This is a genomic window from Algoriphagus ratkowskyi, from assembly GCF_002150505.1.
GTDB classification, from domain to species: domain Bacteria; phylum Bacteroidota; class Bacteroidia; order Cytophagales; family Cyclobacteriaceae; genus Algoriphagus; species Algoriphagus ratkowskyi.
In genome coordinates this window covers 192883-214241 of record NZ_MSSV01000008.1, presented here as the reverse complement: position 1 = coordinate 214241, position 21359 = coordinate 192883, and the positions used below count along the sequence as shown (strand labels likewise).

The following is a 21359-nucleotide window of genomic DNA, read 5'->3' as shown; positions in this document are numbered from 1 at the left end:
AGTTATGATGAATTTCTTTTGTACACTATGAGCACTCTATTGAGCACTTGATCCAGCGGCCAACTGTTCTAGAAACCTATCGAGTGGTTGTTTCAAATACTGTGATAGGCACTTCTTTCACCTATTCTTCAGAGTAATCCTTTCTTAACTCAGTTCGTACAAGTTCTTTTCCCGCATTTCTTTCACCTTTCCAAAATAGGTTTCTCTTACGCTTTCGTAGATGTTTGGCCCATTCACTGGAAACAGATAGATGCCCTTTTTTCTTATGTCCATTATTTTGGGTTTTAATATCCTTTTCTCTATTTCTTTCGCAATCAAGTGCGGTTCCTGTTGAGTACACTAATCACCAATTTCTTCACCGTGTACATTTCGTCTGGCTTGCTGGATGCTATGAAAAGCGTTAAGCTGGCCAGAGCGTCATTACTTATGATTGAAACTCCTTCACTATCATGAAGTAGCTTATTCGACTGCAAAAAGAGAAGAAAGCAAGCTGCAGCAATTCGTTTGTTGCCATCTACAAAACCATGATTCTTGACAATCAAGTAGAGTAGGGTTGCTGCTTTTTCTTCCAGAGTAGGATAGAAGTCTTCTTCACCGAAACCTTTGCTGATCTGTGCTATTGCGCTTTCAAAGCTTCCGTCTTTTTCTTTACCGAATACACCAGACTCGAAATCTGACCTCATGGATCCTATTACCTCTTGATATTCATTTAACTTAGGGTAAGTTGCTTCTCTCTTGCTTAAACCTTTTTTGTCTAAATTTTCATGATCGTAATCATCAAGTAATTCTAGTCCTTTTGCGAATTGATTCAGCCAATCCAAGTTTTGATCTTGTGCTTTTTGTTCAATGGCACGGCTTAATATGCGAATGCCATCTTTAAGGGTTTGGACTTCCTGTTGCTTCTGTGCAAGTCTATTTTCATTGATAGCATAACCTTGCAACAAATAGTCTTTGAGTCTTTGAGTGGCCCAAATTCGGAATTGGGTGCCTTGGTGTGATTTCACCCGGTAGCCAACGGAGATAATGACGTCCAGGTTATAAAAAGCTACGCGTTTATCAGAATTAGCAATATGCATTTTTTGCATATTGCTTTTTTCATCTAACTCACCTTCCTTAAAAATTTTCTTAAGATGCCTTGAGATAACTGACTGATCTCGTTGGAAAAGTTCGACGAGCTGCTCCTGTGAGAGCCAAACAGTATCCTCCTCAAATTTCACCTCAATTTGAGTCTGACCGTCGGTTCCCTGGTATATTTCAATTTGGTTTTCCATTGATTGGTATTCTTTTTCTTATTCAAAAATGACTTTTTTTTCTATCCAGATCCAAAAGTTACAAGTTTATGAGCCTTTGACTAATTAGGAAGAAGTTAAAATTTGAAAGTTTCGGAAATCTAAAACAGATGAACTACAGAGAAATATTCGCTAGGTGAAAACTAATTGAATTAGGGTCAAATGAATTAGTAGCTCTATCATTTTTTTGGAGAATCAACTTATTCCAAATTGGAAACGGCGGATTTTCAGTCCGATCTTAAAAGTAGATCTAATTTTTCGCCAAAAAGTTCACGTGAGGGATAGATAGTTGTTATATAACTCATTTGTATTGTGTTATTAAGTTATAGAAGTGATCTTACAGGATAAGGTTTTAGACCCTTCCTCTCTACAGATTAAAACCCTAATTATTTGAAATATTGATAGTTAGGGTTTTTTATTTTGAATCAGTAGCGAAAGCAGTAGCGATTTCGAGTTTTTAATTAATTTCATAATTTGAAATCATTGAGTTCAACTCGAATTGTTTCATTTGAATGATTCGAGAATTAGTTAGATCGTATCTAACTTAAAAAATGCCCCGTTGCATTTCCAACGGGGCATTTATTTTAGTTATTAATTGCCTGTCTTCCCTTTTCAGAACCAGTTCGTAAACACATGGAATTACGATCAAGTTTAGCAAAGCTGCAGTTAGCAATCCACCAAGGATGACCACCGCCATAAGGCTTTGGATTTCATTACCTAGTTCTCCACCTTTCAATGCTAATGGGATAAGGCCTAGAATGAATATTTAAGATTATAACTCATATTGACCTTTCAGTCTCAAATTTACTACTACGTCCTCATTACTACTATTTCTAAAGAACCATCCATGTTTTCCTTCATAAGGTGCTAAAAAAGTACCTACCATATTATTGGAATTGGCAATAGTATAGCTTTCAAAATAAACATCTTTAACTTCTTCTTTTTGTTTTACCTCTCCGTGAAAATCAAAGTATAGTACTTCATTGTTAGCAGTTGTCCATTCATATTTCACTGTTCCATATTTGAGCATATTTATTTTAAACTCTATTCCTTTTCCCGCTGGAACTATCACTTGGGTTTCGTCCTCACGATTACTTAATTGTTCATCGGGTGCGGGGAAATCCGCTTCTACAGGTCTAGCAACATCGGGCCCTGACCCAGCTTTTTCGAGTTTAATTAAAGGAAGGTTAACTGTTGCTACTATCGTACCCAAATCATTATCCTGATCGCTTTCGGGAACATATAATCTATTAAAGCCTAAAAGGTCGCCTGCACCAGTAGGATCCATTCCATATTCTGCTGGCATAACAGCGACCACCAATAATACAGCGCCTAAAATAAAAGAAATAATAGAAGCTTTAATAATTTGACTTTTTTCCAAAACTGGATGATTCATTTCTGACATGGTTATATTTTTTTAAGAAGTAAAGTAGCCTGTTAATTGAAAGCCGAGCAGTAAAAATCCTGCGGCCATGAGAGCTGTATTTGTAATTGTTGAAAACTTCATAAAACTTGGTTGTCTTCTCCAAATTGTTATAAGGATAAGCACTACCGCAAGAGCTATAAATTGTCCTATCTCTACACCTATATTGAAACCAATCAGGTTGGTAAATAACCCTTCTTTATCAAATTTAAACTCTTGCAATTTACTGGCAAGACCAAATCCGTGGAAGAGGCCGAAAATCAATACTGCCGCTTTCGTATTAGGTTGTTTGCCAAAGAAGCGTTTAAAACCACCTAAATTATCAAATCCTTTATAAACAATAGATAGCGCTATAATTGCATCAATTAAGTACGCATTTATATTTATGTCAGCTAAAACGCCTAACAGCAGCGTAGTACTATGTCCAATAGTGAAAAAGCTAACATATATAAGAACCTCTTTAGGTTTATACAGGAAGAAAATAACACCTACCAAAAACAGTAAGTGATCATAGCCTGTTATCATATGTTTGGCGCCTATATATAAGAATGGTCCGAATGCAACACCACTATTTCCTAATAGAAATGTTTGCGTATCTTCATCTACTCCGTGCGCAAAAGCTATAGAGGAAAGCGCGCATATAACAGTTACTACTAATAAGGATATTATCTTTTTTAAATTCATAGTAAGATTGATTAAATCCCATTGAACCATATGGTTCAATGGGATTGAAATTATTAATGAGCGTGACCGTGAGATTTAACCTGTTCTAAACTATCCAGCACTTTCTTTTCATGTAGCTGTATGCTGTCCTGTTTTCTCATCATCTCTGCATTGTTATCTTCAATAACATTTTCCTGGTCATTAGAGGTAGCTTCCTCCTTTTTTGGTTCCTTGCAAGAGACGAATAGTGTCATCACAATTGCTGTAATAATAAATAGATTTTTCATAATTTTTTCGTTTTGTAATTTGTGAATATTGATTTTAAATTTTTATTTTTAATAGTTTTATTGAGTTTATAAAGACTAATGTATCTGGTAATAAGTGAATTATAGCAGCTTCGACAGGCCCTAATATTTTCAATAGAACTAGGGTTATTCCGATAACGTGGACGACCCCGACACCTGCAATAATATTTTCTTTAATGGTACGGTACGCTCTTTTACTAATTGCTCTAGCTCTATCAATTTTTTCTAATTTATCCTGCATCAATACAATGTCTGCTGCTTCCATTGCTGCTTCTGTGCCAATTGCACCCATAGCTATTCCAATGTTTGCTTGAACTAAAGCAGGCGCATCGTTTATTCCATCACCAACCATTGCAATTCTTTCACCATTGCTTTGTAATTCCCTTACAATTCTAATTTTGTCTTCAGGAAGTAAATTTGCTCTATAGTCAGTAATACCTATTTGATCTGAAACATGTTTTGCAGTTACTTCATTATCGCCTGTTAGCATAACGATATTAGTAACACCACTTTTTCTTAAACCAGCTATCATCTCTTTTGCTCCTGGTCTTATAGAATCAGATATATATATAATTCCTGCAAGTATGTTATCTATAGCTAGAAATATTGCGGTATTAGTTTCATTCGAGATTTTCTCGGAAACTGCAATATCATTTTCTAACATAAAAACTTTATTACCAAGTAATAATTTTTTGCTTTCAAATAACGCTGAAACACCTCTTCCTTTTATCACATCAAATTGAGATGGCTCTCCAAAGACAATATTTTTTTCTTTAGCAAAATCCAAAATCGCTTTAGCTAATGGATGACTAGACCTTCTATCTGCGACTGCTGCCATTTGAAGTACTTCTTCTTCGGTGTAGTCATCATTAATAACTGAAATTAGATTGACTGATGGACTTCCTATTGTCAGCGTTCCTGTTTTATCAAATACGATTGTAGTAACTTTTGCAAGTTCTTCTAAAAAACGTCCTCCTTTAACAAGAATACCTTCTCTAGCCGCTCTTGCAATAGCCGCAATAGTTACCAATGGTGTTGCTAAACCGAGTTCAGCCGGAGATGTAAAAATGAGCAGTGCAATAACTAATTTCACATCCCTTGTAAAGAAATAAACAGCTCCAACAAAAATAAAAACCACTGGAATTAAATATGATGCAACTTTATCTGTCAGTTTCTCAATAGGTGCTTGTTGACTTTCCGCTTCTTCAACCAACGTAATAATGCGAGAAAAAACAGTATCTGTCCCTGCTTTAGTCATTTGGATATCTAGAGCTCCTAGTTCAATTATGGTACCTGCAAAGACATCACTTCCTGCTTCTTTTTCCTGAGGCACACTTTCTCCTGTTATTGGGGCTTGATTTACTGATCCAGAACCTTCTATTACAATACCGTCAACAGGTATTTTTTCACCTGCCCTCACTAGAACAATATCGCCAACTTTGAGATCTTTAATGTTGACCGTTTGTTCTTTTCCATCTTTTTTCAGGATTGCGGTATTTGGTACTGAGCCTATTAGCTCTTTAATCGATTGTCTTGCACGTTCACCACTGGCGCTGGCAATATATTCAGCAATTAAAATAATCATCAGAACTACAGCTCCGGCTAAATATTCCTGACCTATTACCGAAATTACAACTGCAATAGATATAAAAAGCTCAGTACCAATTTTACGGTCTTTTACAATATCAAGGATTGCTATTTTTACCAGGGAATACAATCCGAAAGCCATTGCTGCAAGCAGAATTGGCAATGAAATAACTTCTAGATGATATAGTAAGCTAGCTATCCCAACCGTTACAATCCGAACAATCTCCCAAAGAAATTGCCGAGAGAAAAATGTTTTTACAAATTTCATAAATTTGAGTTATATATATTATTCTTCTTCTACAGAATTTCTCAGTGCGGACAAGATGGAATAGGCATTCTTGGTTACAGGTTTAAAATTTTGAACGTTAGCACCATCAGCAAAAGTTATTGCGGTGTATCCTTCCTGCTCAATTCCTTTTTTGACCTGTTCCAATTTAAACGTGTAGCCACCTTCCGTTTCTTCGGTTTGAAGGACTACGAAATCCTTTCCTTCGTATTGAACGATAGCCTCAGACAGGATTGCATTTTGCTTATCAGTACCGCTCTCAATCCATGCTTTTACATACATGCCCGGTAAAAGGCCTTTATCACTTTCTAGTTTGATATGACAATGAACCGGGGTTATCCGGTCACTGCCTGTGGCTTTCCCAATTAAAAATACTTCAGCAGTTCTTTTAAATGTATTATCATCGGAAAGAGCAAACTTAACGGTCTGACCGACTTCGATCCTCTCTAAATCTCTTTCAAACGCATTTAATGCCAAATGTAAATCATCTACATTGACCAGCTCAAAGAGAACATCTTGCGGTGATACATAATCGCCAATATTGGTATTGCTGACTTTTACATAACCAGTTATGGGTGCATAGAGATTAGCAGTGCGGGAAATATTGCCATCCTGTACAGAACTTTTACCTATTCCTACCAGTGCGAGTTGTTGTTCGAATGCCTTAACCTGTCCTTGGATTATTTTATAATCAGATGAAACCTGTTGAAACGTTTTGGCAGAATTGATGTCTTCATCTCTCAATTGTTTTTGTCGGTTGAATTCTTCTTCAAGAAATTGCATCTTTCCTAGACTCTCTAGATATCCTTGCTGAATACGGATAAATTCAGGGTTCTCTATGGTGGCCAAAACTTGTCCCTTTTTCACAGCTTGTCCCGGCAATAGACCTGCTGTTTTTATATATCCTCCTAATGGCGCTGATACCGTGGCCATACTTTCAGGCTCTACATCTATGACTCCATTTATCTTTATGATGTTACTAAGATTTCTCATTTCAATCTTTCCAGTTTCAATACCAGCAAGAATGTATTGGTCTTTGGTGAAAGTGATTTGATTATCCCCATTAGCAGGTAGTTGTTCTTCAATCATAGTAGATTCCAATTTCTCAGAATCCTTGGCGCCACAAGCCACTATCAATAAAGTGGATAAAATGAGCATCGGGATATTTTTATTAAATAGAATTTTCATCTTTATATATTTTAGTATGTAAGCACTTATTTTATAAGCCCAATAAGGCTTCTATTACTATTATTGACTTATTATGTTGATAAAGAGTAGTTAAATAATCTGTTTGGATGGTGTTAGCCAAAGAAATATTTTGTAAATACTGAGTATAAGATACGTCCCCACTTTTGAAGCTTGTTTCAGAATTATCAATAATAAGTTTAGCTTGTGGCAGCGCTTCATTTTGATAGTATTCCAAAGTGCCCTGAAGTTTGTAGTACTCTTGCAATAAATTTTGCAAATCCCCTTCTAGTTGTGTTTTATTTAACTCAAGTTGAGATTGGACGATATTCTCCTCAATTTTAGCAGCCTTAATCTTAGAACTATGCCCACCTGGGAAAATTGGGATTGCCAGGCCTAACTGAAAGAATGAAAACCGATCACCAAGATCATACTGTCTATTTTGACCAGCTATATTTTGATTTCCTACAAAGGATTGATTATTGTAACTGAACATAATGTCAGGCAAAATTTTGTTCCTTTCAACATTCGTTTCTTTTTTCTTTACTTCTAATTGCTGTTGTATATAGACGTAAATCGGGCTTTTCTCCACAGAATTACTTTCTAAATCTATCTCGTAAGGAACTAGATTAGAGGCTGCAATACTTATATCATCGTTTGTGTTCAAAACTACCTGTAATCGTTTTATTGCAATTAATAAATCCGCTTTGTTCTGTTTAAGCTTGTTTTTAATTTGCATCGATTGTGTTGCAGATGTTACACTTTCCAATTTTGTGGATTCTCCTGTTTTATATCGCAAGGAGCTCGATCTATTAAGATTACTGTATAGACTGTCCTGACGCTGTAATAAGAGTTTGCTTTCCAATAAAAACTCGTATTCTAGATAAGCTGATCTTACATCTGCAACTAAGTCATTTTTCTCTATCGCCTTAAGATACTCACTGCTGGTGACCCTTGCCTTCGCAAGATTGGACTGACTGGTATAAACAGTAGGAAAATTAATCCGTTGAGAAATCCCAAACAGATTATCGTTTATGGTAGGCGTATTAAATTGACCATTAGAATAGAAAAATTCTGTTCTTGGAATGGTTATGGCTCCATATTTCCCTGTTCTTTCAACATCTATTTCATATTGGGCGATCTTAATACGGTTGTTATTTTGAATTGCAATTTCAATAGCCTGCTCTAATGAAAGTTCTTGTTTTGGAAGCGGACTGGTTACTTGTGCTTGAAGTTGCGAAGCCGAAAATAATAGACCTACAATCAAGATTAAAGTGGTGACTATTTTTTTTCTTCCAAAATTGAATTTGAATTTTCCTTCAGTAAAATAGATATACAATACAGGTAGTACAATTAGTGTTAATGCAGTTGCTGTAATCAAACCGCCAATAACTACTGTAGCCAAAGGTCTTTGTACTTCGGCACCAGAGGAATTTGACAAAGCCATAGGCAAGAAACCTAAAGCAGCAACGGTAGCGGTCATTAAGACAGGTCTCAGCCTAACGCCAGTACCTTTAATAACACGTTCATAAATATCGGTTATACCTTCTTTAGCAAGTCTGTTGAATTCCGCCACTAATACGATACCGTTTAAAACGGCCACACCGAATAATGCAATAAATCCGATTCCAGCCGAAATACTAAATGGCAAGTCTCGAATTACTAGGGCAAAAACACCTCCAATGGCAGATAAAGGGATAGCCGAAAAAATGAGCAAGCTTTGTTTCATCGAACCAAATGCAAAATAGAGTAATATTAAAATCAGTAATAATGCTATTGGTAAAGCGATCATTAACCGTTGATTGGCCTCTTGCAGGTTCTGAAATTGTCCTCCATAGGTTACATAATAACCTGCTGGCATATCAACCTTCGAAGACATAATTTGCTTTATATCTTCAATGATACTTTGTACATCCCTGTCACGTACATTGAAACCAACAATAATTCTACGTTTTGCATTATCACGTTGGATTTGAACTGGTCCTGGTTCAAATGAAACATTTGCTACTTCACCAAGTGGAATTTGGCTTCCCTCTGGTGTGCTGACATACAGATTCTGTACATCGGTAATATCGGTTCTGTAATTTTTGTCTAACCTCACAACGAGGTCAAATCTACGTTCTCCTTCATAAACAAGACCTGCCGAAGTACCCGCAAAAGCAGTTTCGATAGCATTGTTTATGTCTTCGATATTCATTCCATATTGAGAAATTTTATCACGATTCATTTGAATATTAATCTGTGGTAATCCTGTAACTTCCTCTACATACAAATCTTCAACACCTTCTACTGACTTTATTTTATTCCCCACATTACTGGCCAGATCAGAAAGAATATTGAGGTCTTCACCATAAATTTTGATTACAACATCCTGTTTTGCACCTGTCAAAAGTTCATTGAAACGCATTTGTATTGGTTGTTGAAAACTAAAAGTAGCATTAGGTATTATTGAAAGAGATTCCTGCATTTCTTCGACCAGTTCTTCCCTTCCTCCAGCTTTCGTCCAATCGTCTTTGGGACTTAGGATCACCATCATATCACCGGCCTCTATTGGCATAGGATCTGTTGGTATTTCCCCAGAACCAATCTTGTTCACGACTTGAGTTACTTCATCTGGATACTCATCCAATAATATGGTTTGTGCCTTTTGAGAAACATCAATCATCTGGTCGATGGAACTTCCAACAGGCACTCGTGTTTCAACTGCGAAATCACCTTCGTCCAATTGGGGAATGAATTCACCACCCATGTTGGCAAATACTATCAGGGTTATGATAAATAATCCTATTGCCAATCCAACTACCAAGAGTTTTGCGTGAAGGGCAGCTTCTAAAATAGGTTGATACATACGCTGAAAGAATTCCATCATTTTATCGGAAAAATTTCGTTTATGTTCAGTCTTACGACCCAGTACAAGCGAGGACATCATCGGAACATAGGTAAGCGATAAAATCAATGCTCCTAGAATAGCAAACATTACAGTTTGTGCCATTGGGTGAAACATTTTCCCAGCTACCCCAGTCAATGCTAAAATAGGCAGGTACACAATAAGTATGATTATTTGACCAAATGCTGCCGAATTCATCATTTTTCCAGCAGAACTTTTCACTTCAATATCCATCTGTTCAGAAGATAATTTTTCAACTCCTGCATACTTCTTTTTACTGGTATGAATACCAAACATGACAGATTCGACAATGATTACAGCCCCATCTACTATCAGACCAAAATCAATTGCTCCCAGACTCATAAGGTTTCCGGAAACCCCAAAGAGGTTCATCATTGAGATGGCAAAAAGCATGGAGAGCGGTATTACCGAAGCCACTATCAATCCACCTCTTAAATTTCCAAGAAAAAGGATTAATACAAAAATCACGATCAATGCGCCTTCAGTAAGGTTAGTAGTTACGGTTCCTATTGCTCGATCCACCAATTTTTTTCTATCCAAATAAGGCTCAATGGTTACTCCTTCGGGTAAAGTTTCTTTTATCTGTTCAATTTTATCCTTTACATCATTGATAACTGCGGATGAGTTTGCACCTTTTAGCATCATTACTATCCCTGTAACCACTTCGCCTTCTCCATTTCGGGTAGCAGCTCCATATCGCACACCGTGACCAAATTGTACTTTGGCAACGTCTCTTATAAGTACTGGTGTGCCATTATTTACTTTAACAGCAATCTTCTCGAGCTCCTGTAGATTGTTCACAAGGCCTTCACTGCGTATAAAATAGGCATTAGGACCTTTGTCAATATAGGCCCCCCCCGTGTTCTGATTGTTTTTTTGCAACGCGGTAAAAATCTCTTCAATTGTAACATCCATACTTTGAAGTTTATCGGGGTCTATAGCAATTTCATATTGTTTGACCAAGCCCCCAAAACCACTTACTTCTGCAACACCAGGTGTTCCCAAGAGTTGTCGTTTAATGATCCAGTCTTGTATGGTTCTTAATTCAGTGGCATCGTATTGATCTTCATAGCCTTCTTTTGGGTGTATTACATATTGATATATTTCTCCCAATCCTGTGGTCACAGGAGCCATTTCAGGCCTCCCAACTCCTTGAGGGATTTGGTCAGCTGCAGATGATAATCGCTCCTGAACTTGCTGTCTAGCCCAATAAAGATCGGTTTCTTCTTCAAAAACTATAGTTACAATAGAAAGTCCAAAGCGGGAAAAAGACCGCATATCCTTTATTCCAGGAATACTTACCATTGTTTGTTCAACTGGGAATGTAACAAGCTGTTCCACCTCTTGCGCAGCGAGCGTAGGGGAAATGGTGATAACCATTACCTGATTATCTGTAATATCCGGCACGGCATCGATGGGCAATTGTGTAAGGGAATAAGATCCCCAGCCAATTAGGAACAAGGTTAATATTCCAACGACAAGCTTGTTGGTAATTGAGAATTGAATGATTTTATCTAACATGATTTATAGTTCATATTAATGGGTTTTAATTAATATTTTGCTCGAAAGGAAGGATTGTGAAAAGAGGAGTAATCAAATCCCTACAGGAAAGAACAAGATGTAATCATTCCCTTAGAAGTATTGACATAGCTCTTTAAATGAAAATACGCATACGCACAAGGCGAATACACTATTTTAAACATGTAGAGTGAGTTAGAATAAATAAAATTCTATGGACAGAAATCCATCTGACTTTGATGAAGAATACATCAAGAATTTATTATCCTAAAGTAGGGGGGCCTCGTAAGGCTAGCGAAAAAAAGTAGGTATTTTTATATATCCCTAAAGATTCGGGGATAGGTTGTTTTAATATTAGAAATACCTCATCAATTGTTACTTGAAAAAGTGTAACTATCGTTTTCAGCTCTCTATTTTTATTATTATGATTCTCAGAAAGCTGTACCTGCGAAGGAGAATTATTAAGCAATTGTTGATAATGAGCGTGATTTGCAAAAAGCTTAGAAAAAAAATCTAATGAGCTCTCTTCATCGGAATGATGATCATGTGAAATCCCTTCATGTTCATCGGCTTGATAATCAGAAAGTGCATTTATTTCATGTTGGTGATGAGCATGAGGCGCTAATTGGTGCAGCATGATCAAGCAGAACATGCTGAGTAAAAAACGAGCTGTATTTGTGGCAAAATTATGCACTATCACAAAGGAAATTAAAATATCCCATTAATCAAGTGATGGATAAAAAAGATTTCTTTAATCTACTCAGATTTATCAGAGTCCTTCTTGAAATCCAAAATGTTGCTTTAAAAACCTTAAGCCTCCCCAAAGAAGGATACTATTTTAAAGATAGGTGTCTCAAAAAACGACCGTTTTATGAGACTATTTCTGATAAGGATATCTCTACTGAAAAAACCCAATTTTAAGTCTCATAAACTCATCTATTTAATCAAAGTCTCAAATATCCATTTTCTCACCTTTTATGAGACGGCTAATGTGCATTTCGGATACGCTAGAGTTTATGACCTTTCATCGGTGATCTTTAAGATCATCACCTTTTTCTGACTCCAAATCAGTTTCCTTCTCACTCAATGAACTGAAGGTTTTGTGTTTTTTTTCAATTTGAATCTCTAATGCTTCTTTGTATCCTTGGGCTATTCGTTTCAAAATTTTTCTCGTTTTTTCATAGTTTCTATTTTATCACACCTCCTGCAATATTAGCTCTAAATCTGATTGCCCATTCTTTCCTGAGTTTATCTAAAGTTTATTGATCGAGTGGAAAACCCTTCCTAATTCGTTCAAATACCTATTTCTGCGTAAAGTTTATCTAAAAGATATTTTAATCAGTTAGTTAGATAAACTTTTGTCCAAACTGGTTTTCTGTGTGTTCCTGTATTTTCAATGAGGTGTTCCTTCTTAGATAGAGCGTTCATTAGATTTCTGATTTCTTCGCGAAGGTCTAGAAAAGTTATTCTGGAATTTTTCGGCCCATCCAAAGGCCTGGAAAAATTACGGAAATTACTTTTTAGGTTACCTTAATTGCAAAGTTCTGTAGTAGTTTTTCCTGAGTCTATCCGCTTACGATCTTTATCTGTGGGAAAGAAGGTGTCTGTAGTGTTTAGGTAATCTCATTAAAGCGGGTTAAATATATATGCGTATATATCTATGGCCATATATCTATATATACCGATATATCAAAAGCAGGCTGATTAGCGCCCTAAGCCTATATTTTCGTCTTTCTTCCTCTTTTTCTTTTTGCTGTCGTCATTCATATTCGCAGTAGTCGGAATAGCAGCAAGCAACTCACCAAGGCTAGCAATGGCACTAGGAGCGTTAGAAATGTGATTTTCACCACCTTGATCAGCTGTCGGTAGGTTTTCCGGTTCTCGGCCATGCCCGAAATCAGCTTCTCTATCCGTGGATCTTGTTTCGAAGCTAACCTTTGATGGTTCGAATGGATTTGATCTTGAAGTATTTTTTGATTCTTCAGGATTTGATGCTGCTTGTTTCGCAGTTCCAATAGACATTCGATCAGCTGTTGATGCTCCACTTTGATGTTTATTGTCTCCTGCCGGGTATGCTGATCTTGTTCGATTGTTTGCTTCGTCAATTGATTGAAAGTCTTTAGTTTGTTCATAGTGTAATGATTTGGATACCTGTCCCCATTTGAATTGATTTCCCAATGCCTGGCCTTTAGCGATAAATCCTCCATAGCAATAAGAAATCCCCGAAACCCTACCAGTGCTGGCTTGATTGAAAAGTAGATTAACCCCGTTATTTTCCAAGGATTTGATAAATGAAGGAATACTGTTTGTTTTAATTAAAGCATCGCCCACCAATTCCTGAAGCATCATCCTTTTAGAAGCTTTTCCTGTTCTCAACGACATTTCTATTTCGTCTTTATTGGGTGCCTTTACCTGTGATTCTAAGCTGGACTTCACCTGTTCCAAACCATGTTTAATTTCCAACTCTCTGGCAATCTTGTCGCTTCGCTGGTAATTATTGCTGTCAGTGACCACTGAGCCGTCAAATCGATTCCGAAGTGCCAGTATATGGCAATGTGGATGGTCGGTGTCATGGTGGCGAAATATGAAATAGGCGTTGTTGTCAAAGCCCATTTTCTTCATGTATTCTTCAGCAATGTTCAGCATCTTTTCGTTTGATACGGATTCATCCTTGCCAAAATTCAGACTGGTATGAAAGGTGTTCCGCTTCAGTCTGGGGTTTATGCTTTGAATCAAGCGCAGTTCATTTTTGATAGTCTGCTGTTTCAGGCTTGCAAAATTGGTCGCCAGCAATTCAGCTTTTTGTGATTCATCCTTTGAGTAGAGCTTTTTCAAGTTGTAATTCAATGCTCCCATGAATGAACTTCCAATGGATACCTTAGTGATCATTGACTAGAAGTTTGATTAGTAGATTTAGTTTTTCTTGTAAAGCCTTAAATGCAATTAGCTTGTCAGAAGGTACGGGTTTGTTAGAATTGTAGTGTTTGGCGATTTGATTGATATTGGTTCCGATTTTTCTCAGCTCTATATAGGTCTGCTTTTCCAGAATCGGAATACGTGCTTTCGGCAGCCTGTTTTTAAACACACAGGATCGGATTACTTCGGAAGCGCTGAGGTCTGAGTATTCACACAGTTTTGCCAATTGCTCAAATTCCCCTTCATCCATTTTAAAGGAGAACTTAATGCTCTTTTTTTCTTTTTGCGGTAGCTTAGGTCTGGCCATATCGGAAAATGAACGGAGTGAGTTTGTGGTTAATGAGTGGAGCGAAGCAAGCGTTTCGGTCTGACCGAAACATAGCTTGCTTCGCAAAGCGACCCTTATCTTGTGTAGCTCTGATTATTCTCACTCACGAGCATTTCATTCAGATCTTTGAAAGGAGAATAAAGCGAACTTTTGTCGATGAAATTTTTCCTCGTATTGAGAAGATCTGCGGTTAATTCCTTACCTGCCTTATCGGTATCTAGATATAAATTGACACTATCGTACTGTTGACAAAAGTCCTCGACCTGCTTGATATTCACCAGAGAATTGAGGACAAGAAATGCACTTGATTGATGACTAAATTGATCCAATTTTATGAAACTCATTAAATCAAATATTCCTTCAAAAACAGATAGGTTTGAAAATTCCCTAGTGGTAAAATAGACACTGCCACCTTGCCCTGTGCACCCCTTCCAATACTTGTTTCGTATTGACCAGCCATTTGAATTTTCATTTCCTACCCCAAAATATCTCTTGCCATCCACCGAGTAATAAACCTCTTTGCAATATTTTCCAGCTATTTCAGGCTGGATCTCTCTAGAGATTAAATAGTCAGTGATTGCCTGATTTGTCCCAATGGGTTTAGTGTTTAATACTTTGATTTTAGAGTTCTCATAATCTGAGATCTTATCTTTTTGCTGGTGAAAAGAAAAAGAGTCAAACCCCAAATTTTCCACATGAGCTAACGCATCCTGAATTGAATAGGAGGGATTCAATTTCATGACTAAATCAATCAAAGTTCCTCCTGCATGACCTTCCCCAAAATCCACCCATAAGTTTAAATTGTGATCCACCTTGAATGAAGGTGTTTTTTCTATCCTTAATGGCGAGAGAAAGAATGAACAATCTGGCTTTGTGCTTTTTGGTGATATGCCTATTTGTGAAAGATATGCTATGATGCTGATTTGATTAGCTTGTTTACAGTTCATGTTATCTATGGTTTGTTTGTTAAAATTGCGCTAGTTGCTTACTACGTTACTACGTTGATTTAAAGTCTTTGATAATCAATGATATAAGTGTAGTCACCTTGCTCTATTATCGGTTTTTTAGGGTTACTACGCTTACTACAAACTCGATAATGTAGTAAGCGTAGTAACCTTTATTATATTAACCTTACTACAGTTAACTATCAGTATATCAATTATATAAACTTATTGTAGTAAGGTAGTAAGTGGATTATCTATTTTTACATAATAGCCTTTGACGGGATAAGACTTGTCGCTGTAGCCTCTTTTTGCAATTCGCTCAAAGCCGAGTCGTTTCAAAGCTTTTCCGATTTCTTCTCTGCTAATCTTCAGGTTGGAACCCTCAGCTTTACTCAGGTATTGGATCATATCTGAAGGAGTCATGAAATCATCCTCCTTGTTCCCTGGCTCAAAGTGTTTCTGTACTAGCTCAAACTCCATGGTGATGGTGCTGAATTGGGCATTGGCTAGCTCGTTTTCGATGATCTCCTCAGCTGTCATGTTATATTCAAAACCGCTTTTGTATAGATAGTATGCTTGAGCCCATACAAGATTGATATCAATATCTTTTTTGTATTCCCAATTGATTCCGAAAAGTGTAAAGCAAAGCCATCGGACGCTACCAGTATCATCCGTGAGGAATTCGGCTTTATTGGTGGAGCCTATGATGGATGCTCTTCTGGGCTCCATTGTTGGCTTCCTGTCATAGGGATGTCGGACTTTGATATACGAGCGACTCATCAGACTTTTCTGAGCATTGATCTCCTGTTTGTTCAGCGTAGATAATTCATCCTGGATGATCAGGAAGTTCTGACATAGTGCAATCAGACTATCTTTATCTATGGAGATGTTTTCGGTCTGGTATTCGGAAAGATCCGGTGGTGTCAAAAACCTTGTCAGCGTTGACTTTCCACTGTTTTGTTTGTCTTGGACTAAGATCAGTGCCTGTTTATTGAAATATTGATCATCTAGACTACAGGCGACACATCGAACGAGCCATTTTTTGAACTGAACTTGAAACCTTGCTTGATCCAAAACCTCGATATAGTTTGCAAATCGCTCAATATAGTCCCCATGTTCATCAGCGCTCCACAGCTTTTTATGATGTTCAAAATAGATTTCCAAGGGATTTACCTTTGGAATAAAATCACTGCTCAGGAAAGAGTTGATATCAGCTAAGGAAGTATTATGACCTGCAGATTTCGCCTCTATTAATAAGGTATGGGGATTGACCCTTAGGTAGTTGTTTTTTTCTTTTTCACTGGCAAAGACTTCATAGACCACCACATTATTAATAAAGTCATATTTGCTTATCAAGTAGCGAATCATCTTGACCATGGGGGAATTGGAGTCATCATCCAGTCGTTTGAAAGGATTTCTGTTTTTCATGATACTGCATTAAGAGTTTGAAAATGAATGCAGAACCAGTATCTTTACGCTGTCAGACGGAGATTCTGTTTCCACAAGAAAAAAGGCGAATTCGAAAGGATTCGCTTTATTTTTTTCTGGTGTATTGGAATGCTTCCTTTCTTATTTCAGCTTCCGATTTACTTGGATTTTGCAATAGCCAATCATCAATCTTTTTGCGATCGAAAAATAGTGCGCCATTATTAGGCTTGGAATATGGGATTTTGGATTGGCTAACTAGCTTATAAATATAAGATACTTTGAACCCAGTGTAATCGCTTAATTCTTCAGGATTCAGAATGTCCTTGAGGCCAAACATAAATTTCTCAATGCGATTGAGTTTGTGAAGGATTTGTTCGTTTTCCATTGCTATATTTTATTTGATGTTGTCCAGCAAAGGAGAAAAAAGGAAAAAAGGACTGGCATTAAACATTGACAATCGTCAATAATTTACACCTATTGTCAATGAATTTCTGAAAATATAGCATCTAAATGATGCTCAGTTTCAGATTTACTTCTAGTTTTTTTTGCATTGTGTTTTGAACTCCGAAGAGATCCAGATTTTATGGGCTCTCCCTTGATAAGAAAAATTTTTGCTAGCCTAGTATTTGTTAGACTATCGATCTTAAAGTTGAGTTGTGTAAAAAAGTAGACAGCATCAATTACTTGAATGTTTAAGTCGAATTGAGGGGCGGGTGGAACGATACCCTTTCTAAAAATTTCTACAAACTGCTCTCTGTGGAATTTTTGTTTTTCAAGATCCATATACTCAATGAGACCAAGATCCACCAAACCATCAAATATCTTTGCTAACTGTGCTGATGAATAATGTGTTTTAAATTCCTTTTGCCCTTGCTTTAAAGTTTTCTTTACCAAAGGAATGTACCTATTTTCAAAACTGGACTTCCAAGTTAAATCTAGAAACAAAACCCCGAAAATGAATAGAAAAACAAACGGGGCAAATAGGAAAACATCTTTCCAAAGGTCTCCTTTGGGAGGTGTAGTTACAACCACATAAATACATAGACCCATTATTGGCCAGAAAATGGAGTAGAAAAATATCCTTGGCTTTTCCACCTTTTTTCTAAGGCCTACCATTTTTTCATCAAACATATAATCCGCAAACCAGACTGGGTATCTTTTAATTAGCTTCCAAGTGTAAAACAATTGGACGGAAATCATAGTAATTCCAGTAGCCCAAATGAAATAGGTGGTATTGAAATACTGGATAATGGCAGTAAAGAAGATAACTGCAATCAAAAGCAATAAAGTAGGAATAAGAAGTTTAGCGTTTGGTTTTTCCATTATTAAAGTTTCAAATCCAAGTTAAGTTGAGGAATAATTTGGGCTGACTCTCGCATCTTTTGGTCAACAATTTTGGCATAAATCGCAGTCGTTTTTATCTCCTTATGGCCAAGCCTTTTTTGAACGGTGTATAGATCTGCTCCATTTTCCAGTAGTAATACAGCATTTGTATGCCTTGCACTATGGAAGGTAATATGCTTGAACACTCCGGCACGATTACACCAGCGTACTATTTCGTTATTGTAAACTGCGCTGTATTTGAGACCGATGAAGACTCTATCCTTTGGAGATTTTCTATCTCCTAGGAGATCTCTCGCTTGTTTCGATATATAAAGATATTCTACTCCATCAGTTTTTTCCTGCCTGAAATTTACTCGAAATAGATTTTCTCCTTCATCTCTGACTTCTGACCATATGAGAGTATTGATGTCAGACCATCTTAATCCTACAAGACAGGAGAAAATAAAAGCCGTCTTCAAAACTTCATATTTGCAGTCAGTATTTACTAAGGTTTGAAGTTCTTTGAAGGTCAAGTATTCTCTCTGACTTTCTCCCTGCTCGAAAGCTTTTACTTTGGAAGCATAGTTGACGAAAATGTATCCATCGTCAAAAGCGCTCCTCAGGCAGGCCTTGAACTTATTGAAGTAGGAATATTTTGAGTTTTGGGATAGAGGTAGATTACTCTTGGTTCGAGCTTCAGCATCATAATAGTGCTTTACCCTTTTTACAAAGTTTTCGTCAACCTCATCGAAAAGTAAATTTGGACTAACACAATTCTTAAGGTGGGAGTAGGCAGATTGCCAAACTCCATAATTCTTAACTGAACTGGATTTTTCTTCCATCTTTTCAGTGAAAAAATCTAAGAATTGCCTTTTGGACTTAGATAGGTTTTTGATTTCAAATTTTCCCTGAATGTAATTGCTCTGCCGTATCGATAGAATATCCTCAGCAAGTTTCCGGTTTTCTTTATTTTCTTTTCTTTCACTAGCATCCTTAGGACTTTGGTGAAGGTATATTTTCAAAAATTCGAAATCTCGGATATGGCTTCGCTTGCCATTCATGTCAGTGTTAGAACCTTTATAGTACTCGATATAAAGGCTTATCATACCATTTGATAGCTTTTTCTCTTTTAAAGTAATTTTCATTCCCCTTCGTTAAGTTGTACATCTGTACATCTTTCTAAATTAAAGTTGTACACCAGTTGTAACAAATGTACTATTAAACTCAAGCAAAGGAAAATGAAAATAGTATAAATAACTGACTATCAAGTAAAATCAAACAAAGTCAACTAAAGGAAAGTGGATTTACTTACCGATACAAAAATTCCTAAAGATATTCTCCAACAGATCATCGGTTGTAATCTCACCTGTGATCTCACCGAGGAAATGTAGGGAGCGACGGATGTCCATGGCTACAAAGTCATTGGTGATTTGGTTGTCCAAACCTGAAAGAATATCCAGCAAAGACTCACGGGTTTTCACCAAGGAATCGTAATGTCGCACGTTGGTCACGATGGTATTTCCGGTTCGGAATTTGTCGAGATTCACTAGGACAAGGATTCTTGCTTTGAGTTCTTCTAGGTTGTCTTTCTGCCCGGCAGAGATAAAAATAGTATCAGGATGTTGCTCTTTCAATTCATTAATCAATAGTGAATTAGCTTTATCTATCTTATTGGCAACTTTAAGAAAAGGAACGCCTTGGTTTTCCAGTTTATTGATGTCTCGATTGATCTCGAATAGGTCTGTATCACCCAAATCGAAGAGGTACAAAATCAAGGAAGCTGTCTTCATTTTCTCCTGAGTTCGGCTTACTCCGATAGCTTCGATCACATCGGTTGTTTCGCGCAAACCTGCCGTATCTATGAAGCGGAAGATTACTCCGCCTATATTGATTTCATCTTCGATGAAGTCACGGGTAGTTCCTGCGATCTCAGAAACGATTGCTTTTTCCTCGTTGAGTAAGGCATTGAGTAGGGTGGATTTTCCGGCATTAGGCTTTCCAGCGATGACGGTTGGAACACCATTTTTGATCACATTTCCCAGGTCAAAACTCAGGATCAATTCTTCCACCACACGAAGTAAGCGCTCTACCAGCGTTCGTAATTCCTCTCGACTGGCAAATTCCACATCTTCCTCACCGAAGTCCAGCTCCAATTCTATCATGGAAGCAAAATGGATCAGTCGAGATCTAAGTTCTTGAATTTCAGAGCTGAATCCACCACGCATCTGACTCAATGCTGCCTGATGTGAAGTTTCAGAATCGGCATGAATCAAATCTGCTACAGCTTCAGCTTGCGCTAAATCGAACTGCCCGTTCAGGAATGCACGCTGCGTGAATTCTCCTGGCTTTGCTGGTCGGGCTCCTTTGCGGATGAAAAGCTTGAGTACTTGATTAATAATATAGGAAGAGCCGTGTGTGGAGATTTCCACCACGTTTTCTTTTGTAAATGATTTGGGCGCTATGAAAAGCGAAACCAGCACTTCGTCGATGATCTTCTCACCGTCGCGAATAGTCCCAAAGTGAATGGTATGGGATTCTTGATTCGCTAGATTTTTACCAAAAAACACCTCATTGGTCAATTGGATGGCATCTTTGCCAGAAAGGCGAATTACCGCAATAGCTCCAACGCCCTGTGGGGTCGCCAGTGCTATAATCGTATCATTTTGATCGGAAAGGGAGAAACTCATTTTTTACCAAATCCTTTATCCACTAGTTCAGTTAAACCTTTCAAAAATGGAGCTGGTTCTCTATAGCCAGGCATTTGAGTAATGTTTTTTAAGGTAGGGTCGATGATGACAAAGTTAGGATAGGATTGCACACGCATGGCTCCGGCCATTTGCGCCTCGGTGTATTCTTTCCCTTTGAAATCAAATGAGCGTTTATTGTCTTCCGCATTCATTTTAACTGCATAAAACGTCGAATTTATATACTTGATCACTGCTGGATCGGTGAACGTATCCTTGTCCATTTTCTTACACCAACCGCACCAATCGGTGTACACATCCACCAAAATCATTTTTGGATTTGCTTCAGTAGCAGCTACTGCTTCTTCAAATTTCAACCATTCTATTTTCTCCTGTGCATGCGCAAAATTGGCAATAAATAGAAGAAGACCTATGAATACTAATTTTTTCATGTATTAAGTGTATGTTTTTGAAGCCATCATACTAGGTATCCTTAGAACCTAGTATGGGCTGAAATATTTCTAATGAGTGTATTTCTTTAACATTCAGACTTTATGCTTAACTGCTCGCAA

General features: G+C 37.3%; 20 protein-coding genes. All 20 read right to left on the bottom strand.

The annotated features are described in order from the left end of the window. Positions 1–144 precede the first annotated feature (144 nt). A complete protein-coding gene (locus tag BVH02_RS21900) occupies positions 145–273 on the bottom strand; it encodes a hypothetical protein (RefSeq protein ID WP_262481340.1) in 129 nt (42 codons plus the stop codon). A 41-nt stretch (positions 274–314) separates the two neighbouring features. Further along, entirely contained in the window at positions 315–1271 is a 957-nt protein-coding gene (gene rhuM, locus BVH02_RS10835) for a RhuM family protein (protein WP_086501461.1), read from the bottom strand. 562 nt (positions 1272–1833) lie between these two features. Then, the gene (locus BVH02_RS10830) at positions 1834–2049 is read right to left on the bottom strand and encodes an efflux RND transporter permease subunit (RefSeq protein ID WP_262481341.1); all 216 of its coding nucleotides are present in this window, start codon (positions 2047–2049) and stop codon (positions 1834–1836) included. A gap of 12 nt (positions 2050–2061) precedes the next feature. Further along, entirely contained in the window at positions 2062–2685 is a 624-nt protein-coding gene (locus tag BVH02_RS10825) for a hypothetical protein (protein ID WP_205635726.1), read from the bottom strand. A gap of 21 nt (positions 2686–2706) precedes the next feature. After that, positions 2707–3396, bottom strand: coding sequence for a HupE/UreJ family protein (locus BVH02_RS10820; RefSeq protein ID WP_086501550.1), 690 nt, complete (start codon positions 3394–3396; stop codon positions 2707–2709). A 53-nt stretch (positions 3397–3449) separates the two neighbouring features. Continuing rightward, positions 3450–3662 (bottom strand): hypothetical protein, encoded by a 213-nt coding sequence (locus BVH02_RS10815; RefSeq protein WP_086501459.1) that lies wholly within the window; start codon positions 3660–3662, stop codon positions 3450–3452. A 34-nt stretch (positions 3663–3696) separates the two neighbouring features. Further along, the gene (locus tag BVH02_RS10810; protein WP_086501458.1) at positions 3697–5535 is read right to left on the bottom strand and encodes a heavy metal translocating P-type ATPase; all 1839 of its coding nucleotides are present in this window, start codon (positions 5533–5535) and stop codon (positions 3697–3699) included. Positions 5536–5553: 18 nt separating this feature from the next. Continuing rightward, entirely contained in the window at positions 5554–6741 is a 1188-nt protein-coding gene (locus BVH02_RS10805; protein ID WP_086501457.1) for an efflux RND transporter periplasmic adaptor subunit, read from the bottom strand. A gap of 31 nt (positions 6742–6772) precedes the next feature. Then, positions 6773–11167 (bottom strand): CusA/CzcA family heavy metal efflux RND transporter, encoded by a 4395-nt coding sequence (locus BVH02_RS10800; protein ID WP_086501456.1) that lies wholly within the window; start codon positions 11165–11167, stop codon positions 6773–6775. Positions 11168–11426: 259 nt separating this feature from the next. Further along, the gene (locus tag BVH02_RS10795; RefSeq protein WP_143244205.1) at positions 11427–11801 is read right to left on the bottom strand and encodes a hypothetical protein; all 375 of its coding nucleotides are present in this window, start codon (positions 11799–11801) and stop codon (positions 11427–11429) included. Between the two features lie 387 nt (positions 11802–12188). Beyond that, positions 12189–12326, bottom strand: coding sequence for a hypothetical protein (locus BVH02_RS21395; protein WP_158093880.1), 138 nt, complete (start codon positions 12324–12326; stop codon positions 12189–12191). Positions 12327–12868: 542 nt separating this feature from the next. Further along, positions 12869–14053, bottom strand: a complete 1185-nt coding sequence (locus BVH02_RS10785) for a relaxase/mobilization nuclease domain-containing protein (RefSeq protein ID WP_086501453.1) — start codon at positions 14051–14053, stop codon at positions 12869–12871. Next, the gene (locus tag BVH02_RS10780; protein ID WP_111357132.1) at positions 14043–14387 is read right to left on the bottom strand and encodes a plasmid mobilization protein; all 345 of its coding nucleotides are present in this window, start codon (positions 14385–14387) and stop codon (positions 14043–14045) included. The genes BVH02_RS10785 and BVH02_RS10780 overlap by 11 nt, the downstream gene beginning before the upstream one ends. Positions 14388–14482: 95 nt before the next feature. Further along, entirely contained in the window at positions 14483–15355 is an 873-nt protein-coding gene (locus BVH02_RS10775) for a toprim domain-containing protein (protein ID WP_086501452.1), read from the bottom strand. Positions 15356–15577: 222 nt separating this feature from the next. After that, entirely contained in the window at positions 15578–16780 is a 1203-nt protein-coding gene (locus BVH02_RS10770) for a VapE domain-containing protein (RefSeq protein WP_086501451.1), read from the bottom strand. A gap of 106 nt (positions 16781–16886) precedes the next feature. Then, a complete protein-coding gene (locus BVH02_RS10765) occupies positions 16887–17165 on the bottom strand; it encodes a helix-turn-helix transcriptional regulator (protein WP_086501450.1) in 279 nt (92 codons plus the stop codon). A 95-nt stretch (positions 17166–17260) separates the two neighbouring features. Then, positions 17261–18064 (bottom strand): hypothetical protein, encoded by an 804-nt coding sequence (locus BVH02_RS10760; protein ID WP_143244204.1) that lies wholly within the window; start codon positions 18062–18064, stop codon positions 17261–17263. Between the two features lie 41 nt (positions 18065–18105). Next, a complete protein-coding gene (locus BVH02_RS10755; protein WP_086501448.1) occupies positions 18106–19248 on the bottom strand; it encodes a site-specific integrase in 1143 nt (380 codons plus the stop codon). A gap of 159 nt (positions 19249–19407) precedes the next feature. Continuing rightward, positions 19408–20790, bottom strand: coding sequence for a tRNA uridine-5-carboxymethylaminomethyl(34) synthesis GTPase MnmE (gene mnmE / locus BVH02_RS10750; RefSeq protein WP_086501447.1), 1383 nt, complete (start codon positions 20788–20790; stop codon positions 19408–19410). Next, positions 20787–21239 (bottom strand): thioredoxin family protein, encoded by a 453-nt coding sequence (locus BVH02_RS10745; protein WP_086501446.1) that lies wholly within the window; start codon positions 21237–21239, stop codon positions 20787–20789. The genes mnmE and BVH02_RS10745 overlap by 4 nt, the downstream gene beginning before the upstream one ends. Positions 21240–21359: the final 120 nt, after the last annotated feature.

Bases quoted from the DNA above. Each gene is read 5' to 3' on its own strand.
- BVH02_RS21900 (WP_262481340.1), bottom strand. From the start codon at position 273: ATGGACATAAGAAAAAAGGGCATCTATCTGTTTCCAGTGAATGGGCCA.
- rhuM (WP_086501461.1), bottom strand. From the start codon at position 1,271: ATGGAAAACCAAATTGAAATATACCAGGGAACCGACGGTCAGACTCAA.
- BVH02_RS10825 (WP_205635726.1), bottom strand. From the start codon at position 2,685: ATGAATCATCCAGTTTTGGAAAAAAGTCAAATTATTAAAGCTTCTATT.
- BVH02_RS10820 (WP_086501550.1), bottom strand. From the start codon at position 3,396: ATGAATTTAAAAAAGATAATATCCTTATTAGTAGTAACTGTTATATGC.
- BVH02_RS10815 (WP_086501459.1), bottom strand. From the start codon at position 3,662: ATGAAAAATCTATTTATTATTACAGCAATTGTGATGACACTATTCGTC.
- BVH02_RS10810 (WP_086501458.1), bottom strand. From the start codon at position 5,535: ATGAAATTTGTAAAAACATTTTTCTCTCGGCAATTTCTTTGGGAGATT.
- BVH02_RS10805 (WP_086501457.1), bottom strand. From the start codon at position 6,741: ATGAAAATTCTATTTAATAAAAATATCCCGATGCTCATTTTATCCACT.
- BVH02_RS10800 (WP_086501456.1), bottom strand. From the start codon at position 11,167: ATGTTAGATAAAATCATTCAATTCTCAATTACCAACAAGCTTGTCGTT.
- BVH02_RS10795 (WP_143244205.1), bottom strand. From the start codon at position 11,801: ATGCTGCACCAATTAGCGCCTCATGCTCATCACCAACATGAAATAAAT.
- BVH02_RS10785 (WP_086501453.1), bottom strand. From the start codon at position 14,053: ATGATCACTAAGGTATCCATTGGAAGTTCATTCATGGGAGCATTGAAT.
- BVH02_RS10780 (WP_111357132.1), bottom strand. From the start codon at position 14,387: ATGGCCAGACCTAAGCTACCGCAAAAAGAAAAAAAGAGCATTAAGTTC.
- BVH02_RS10775 (WP_086501452.1), bottom strand. From the start codon at position 15,355: ATGAACTGTAAACAAGCTAATCAAATCAGCATCATAGCATATCTTTCA.
- BVH02_RS10770 (WP_086501451.1), bottom strand. From the start codon at position 16,780: ATGAAAAACAGAAATCCTTTCAAACGACTGGATGATGACTCCAATTCC.
- BVH02_RS10765 (WP_086501450.1), bottom strand. From the start codon at position 17,165: ATGGAAAACGAACAAATCCTTCACAAACTCAATCGCATTGAGAAATTT.
- BVH02_RS10755 (WP_086501448.1), bottom strand. From the start codon at position 19,248: ATGAAAATTACTTTAAAAGAGAAAAAGCTATCAAATGGTATGATAAGC.
- mnmE (WP_086501447.1), bottom strand. From the start codon at position 20,790: ATGAGTTTCTCCCTTTCCGATCAAAATGATACGATTATAGCACTGGCG.
- BVH02_RS10745 (WP_086501446.1), bottom strand. From the start codon at position 21,239: ATGAAAAAATTAGTATTCATAGGTCTTCTTCTATTTATTGCCAATTTT.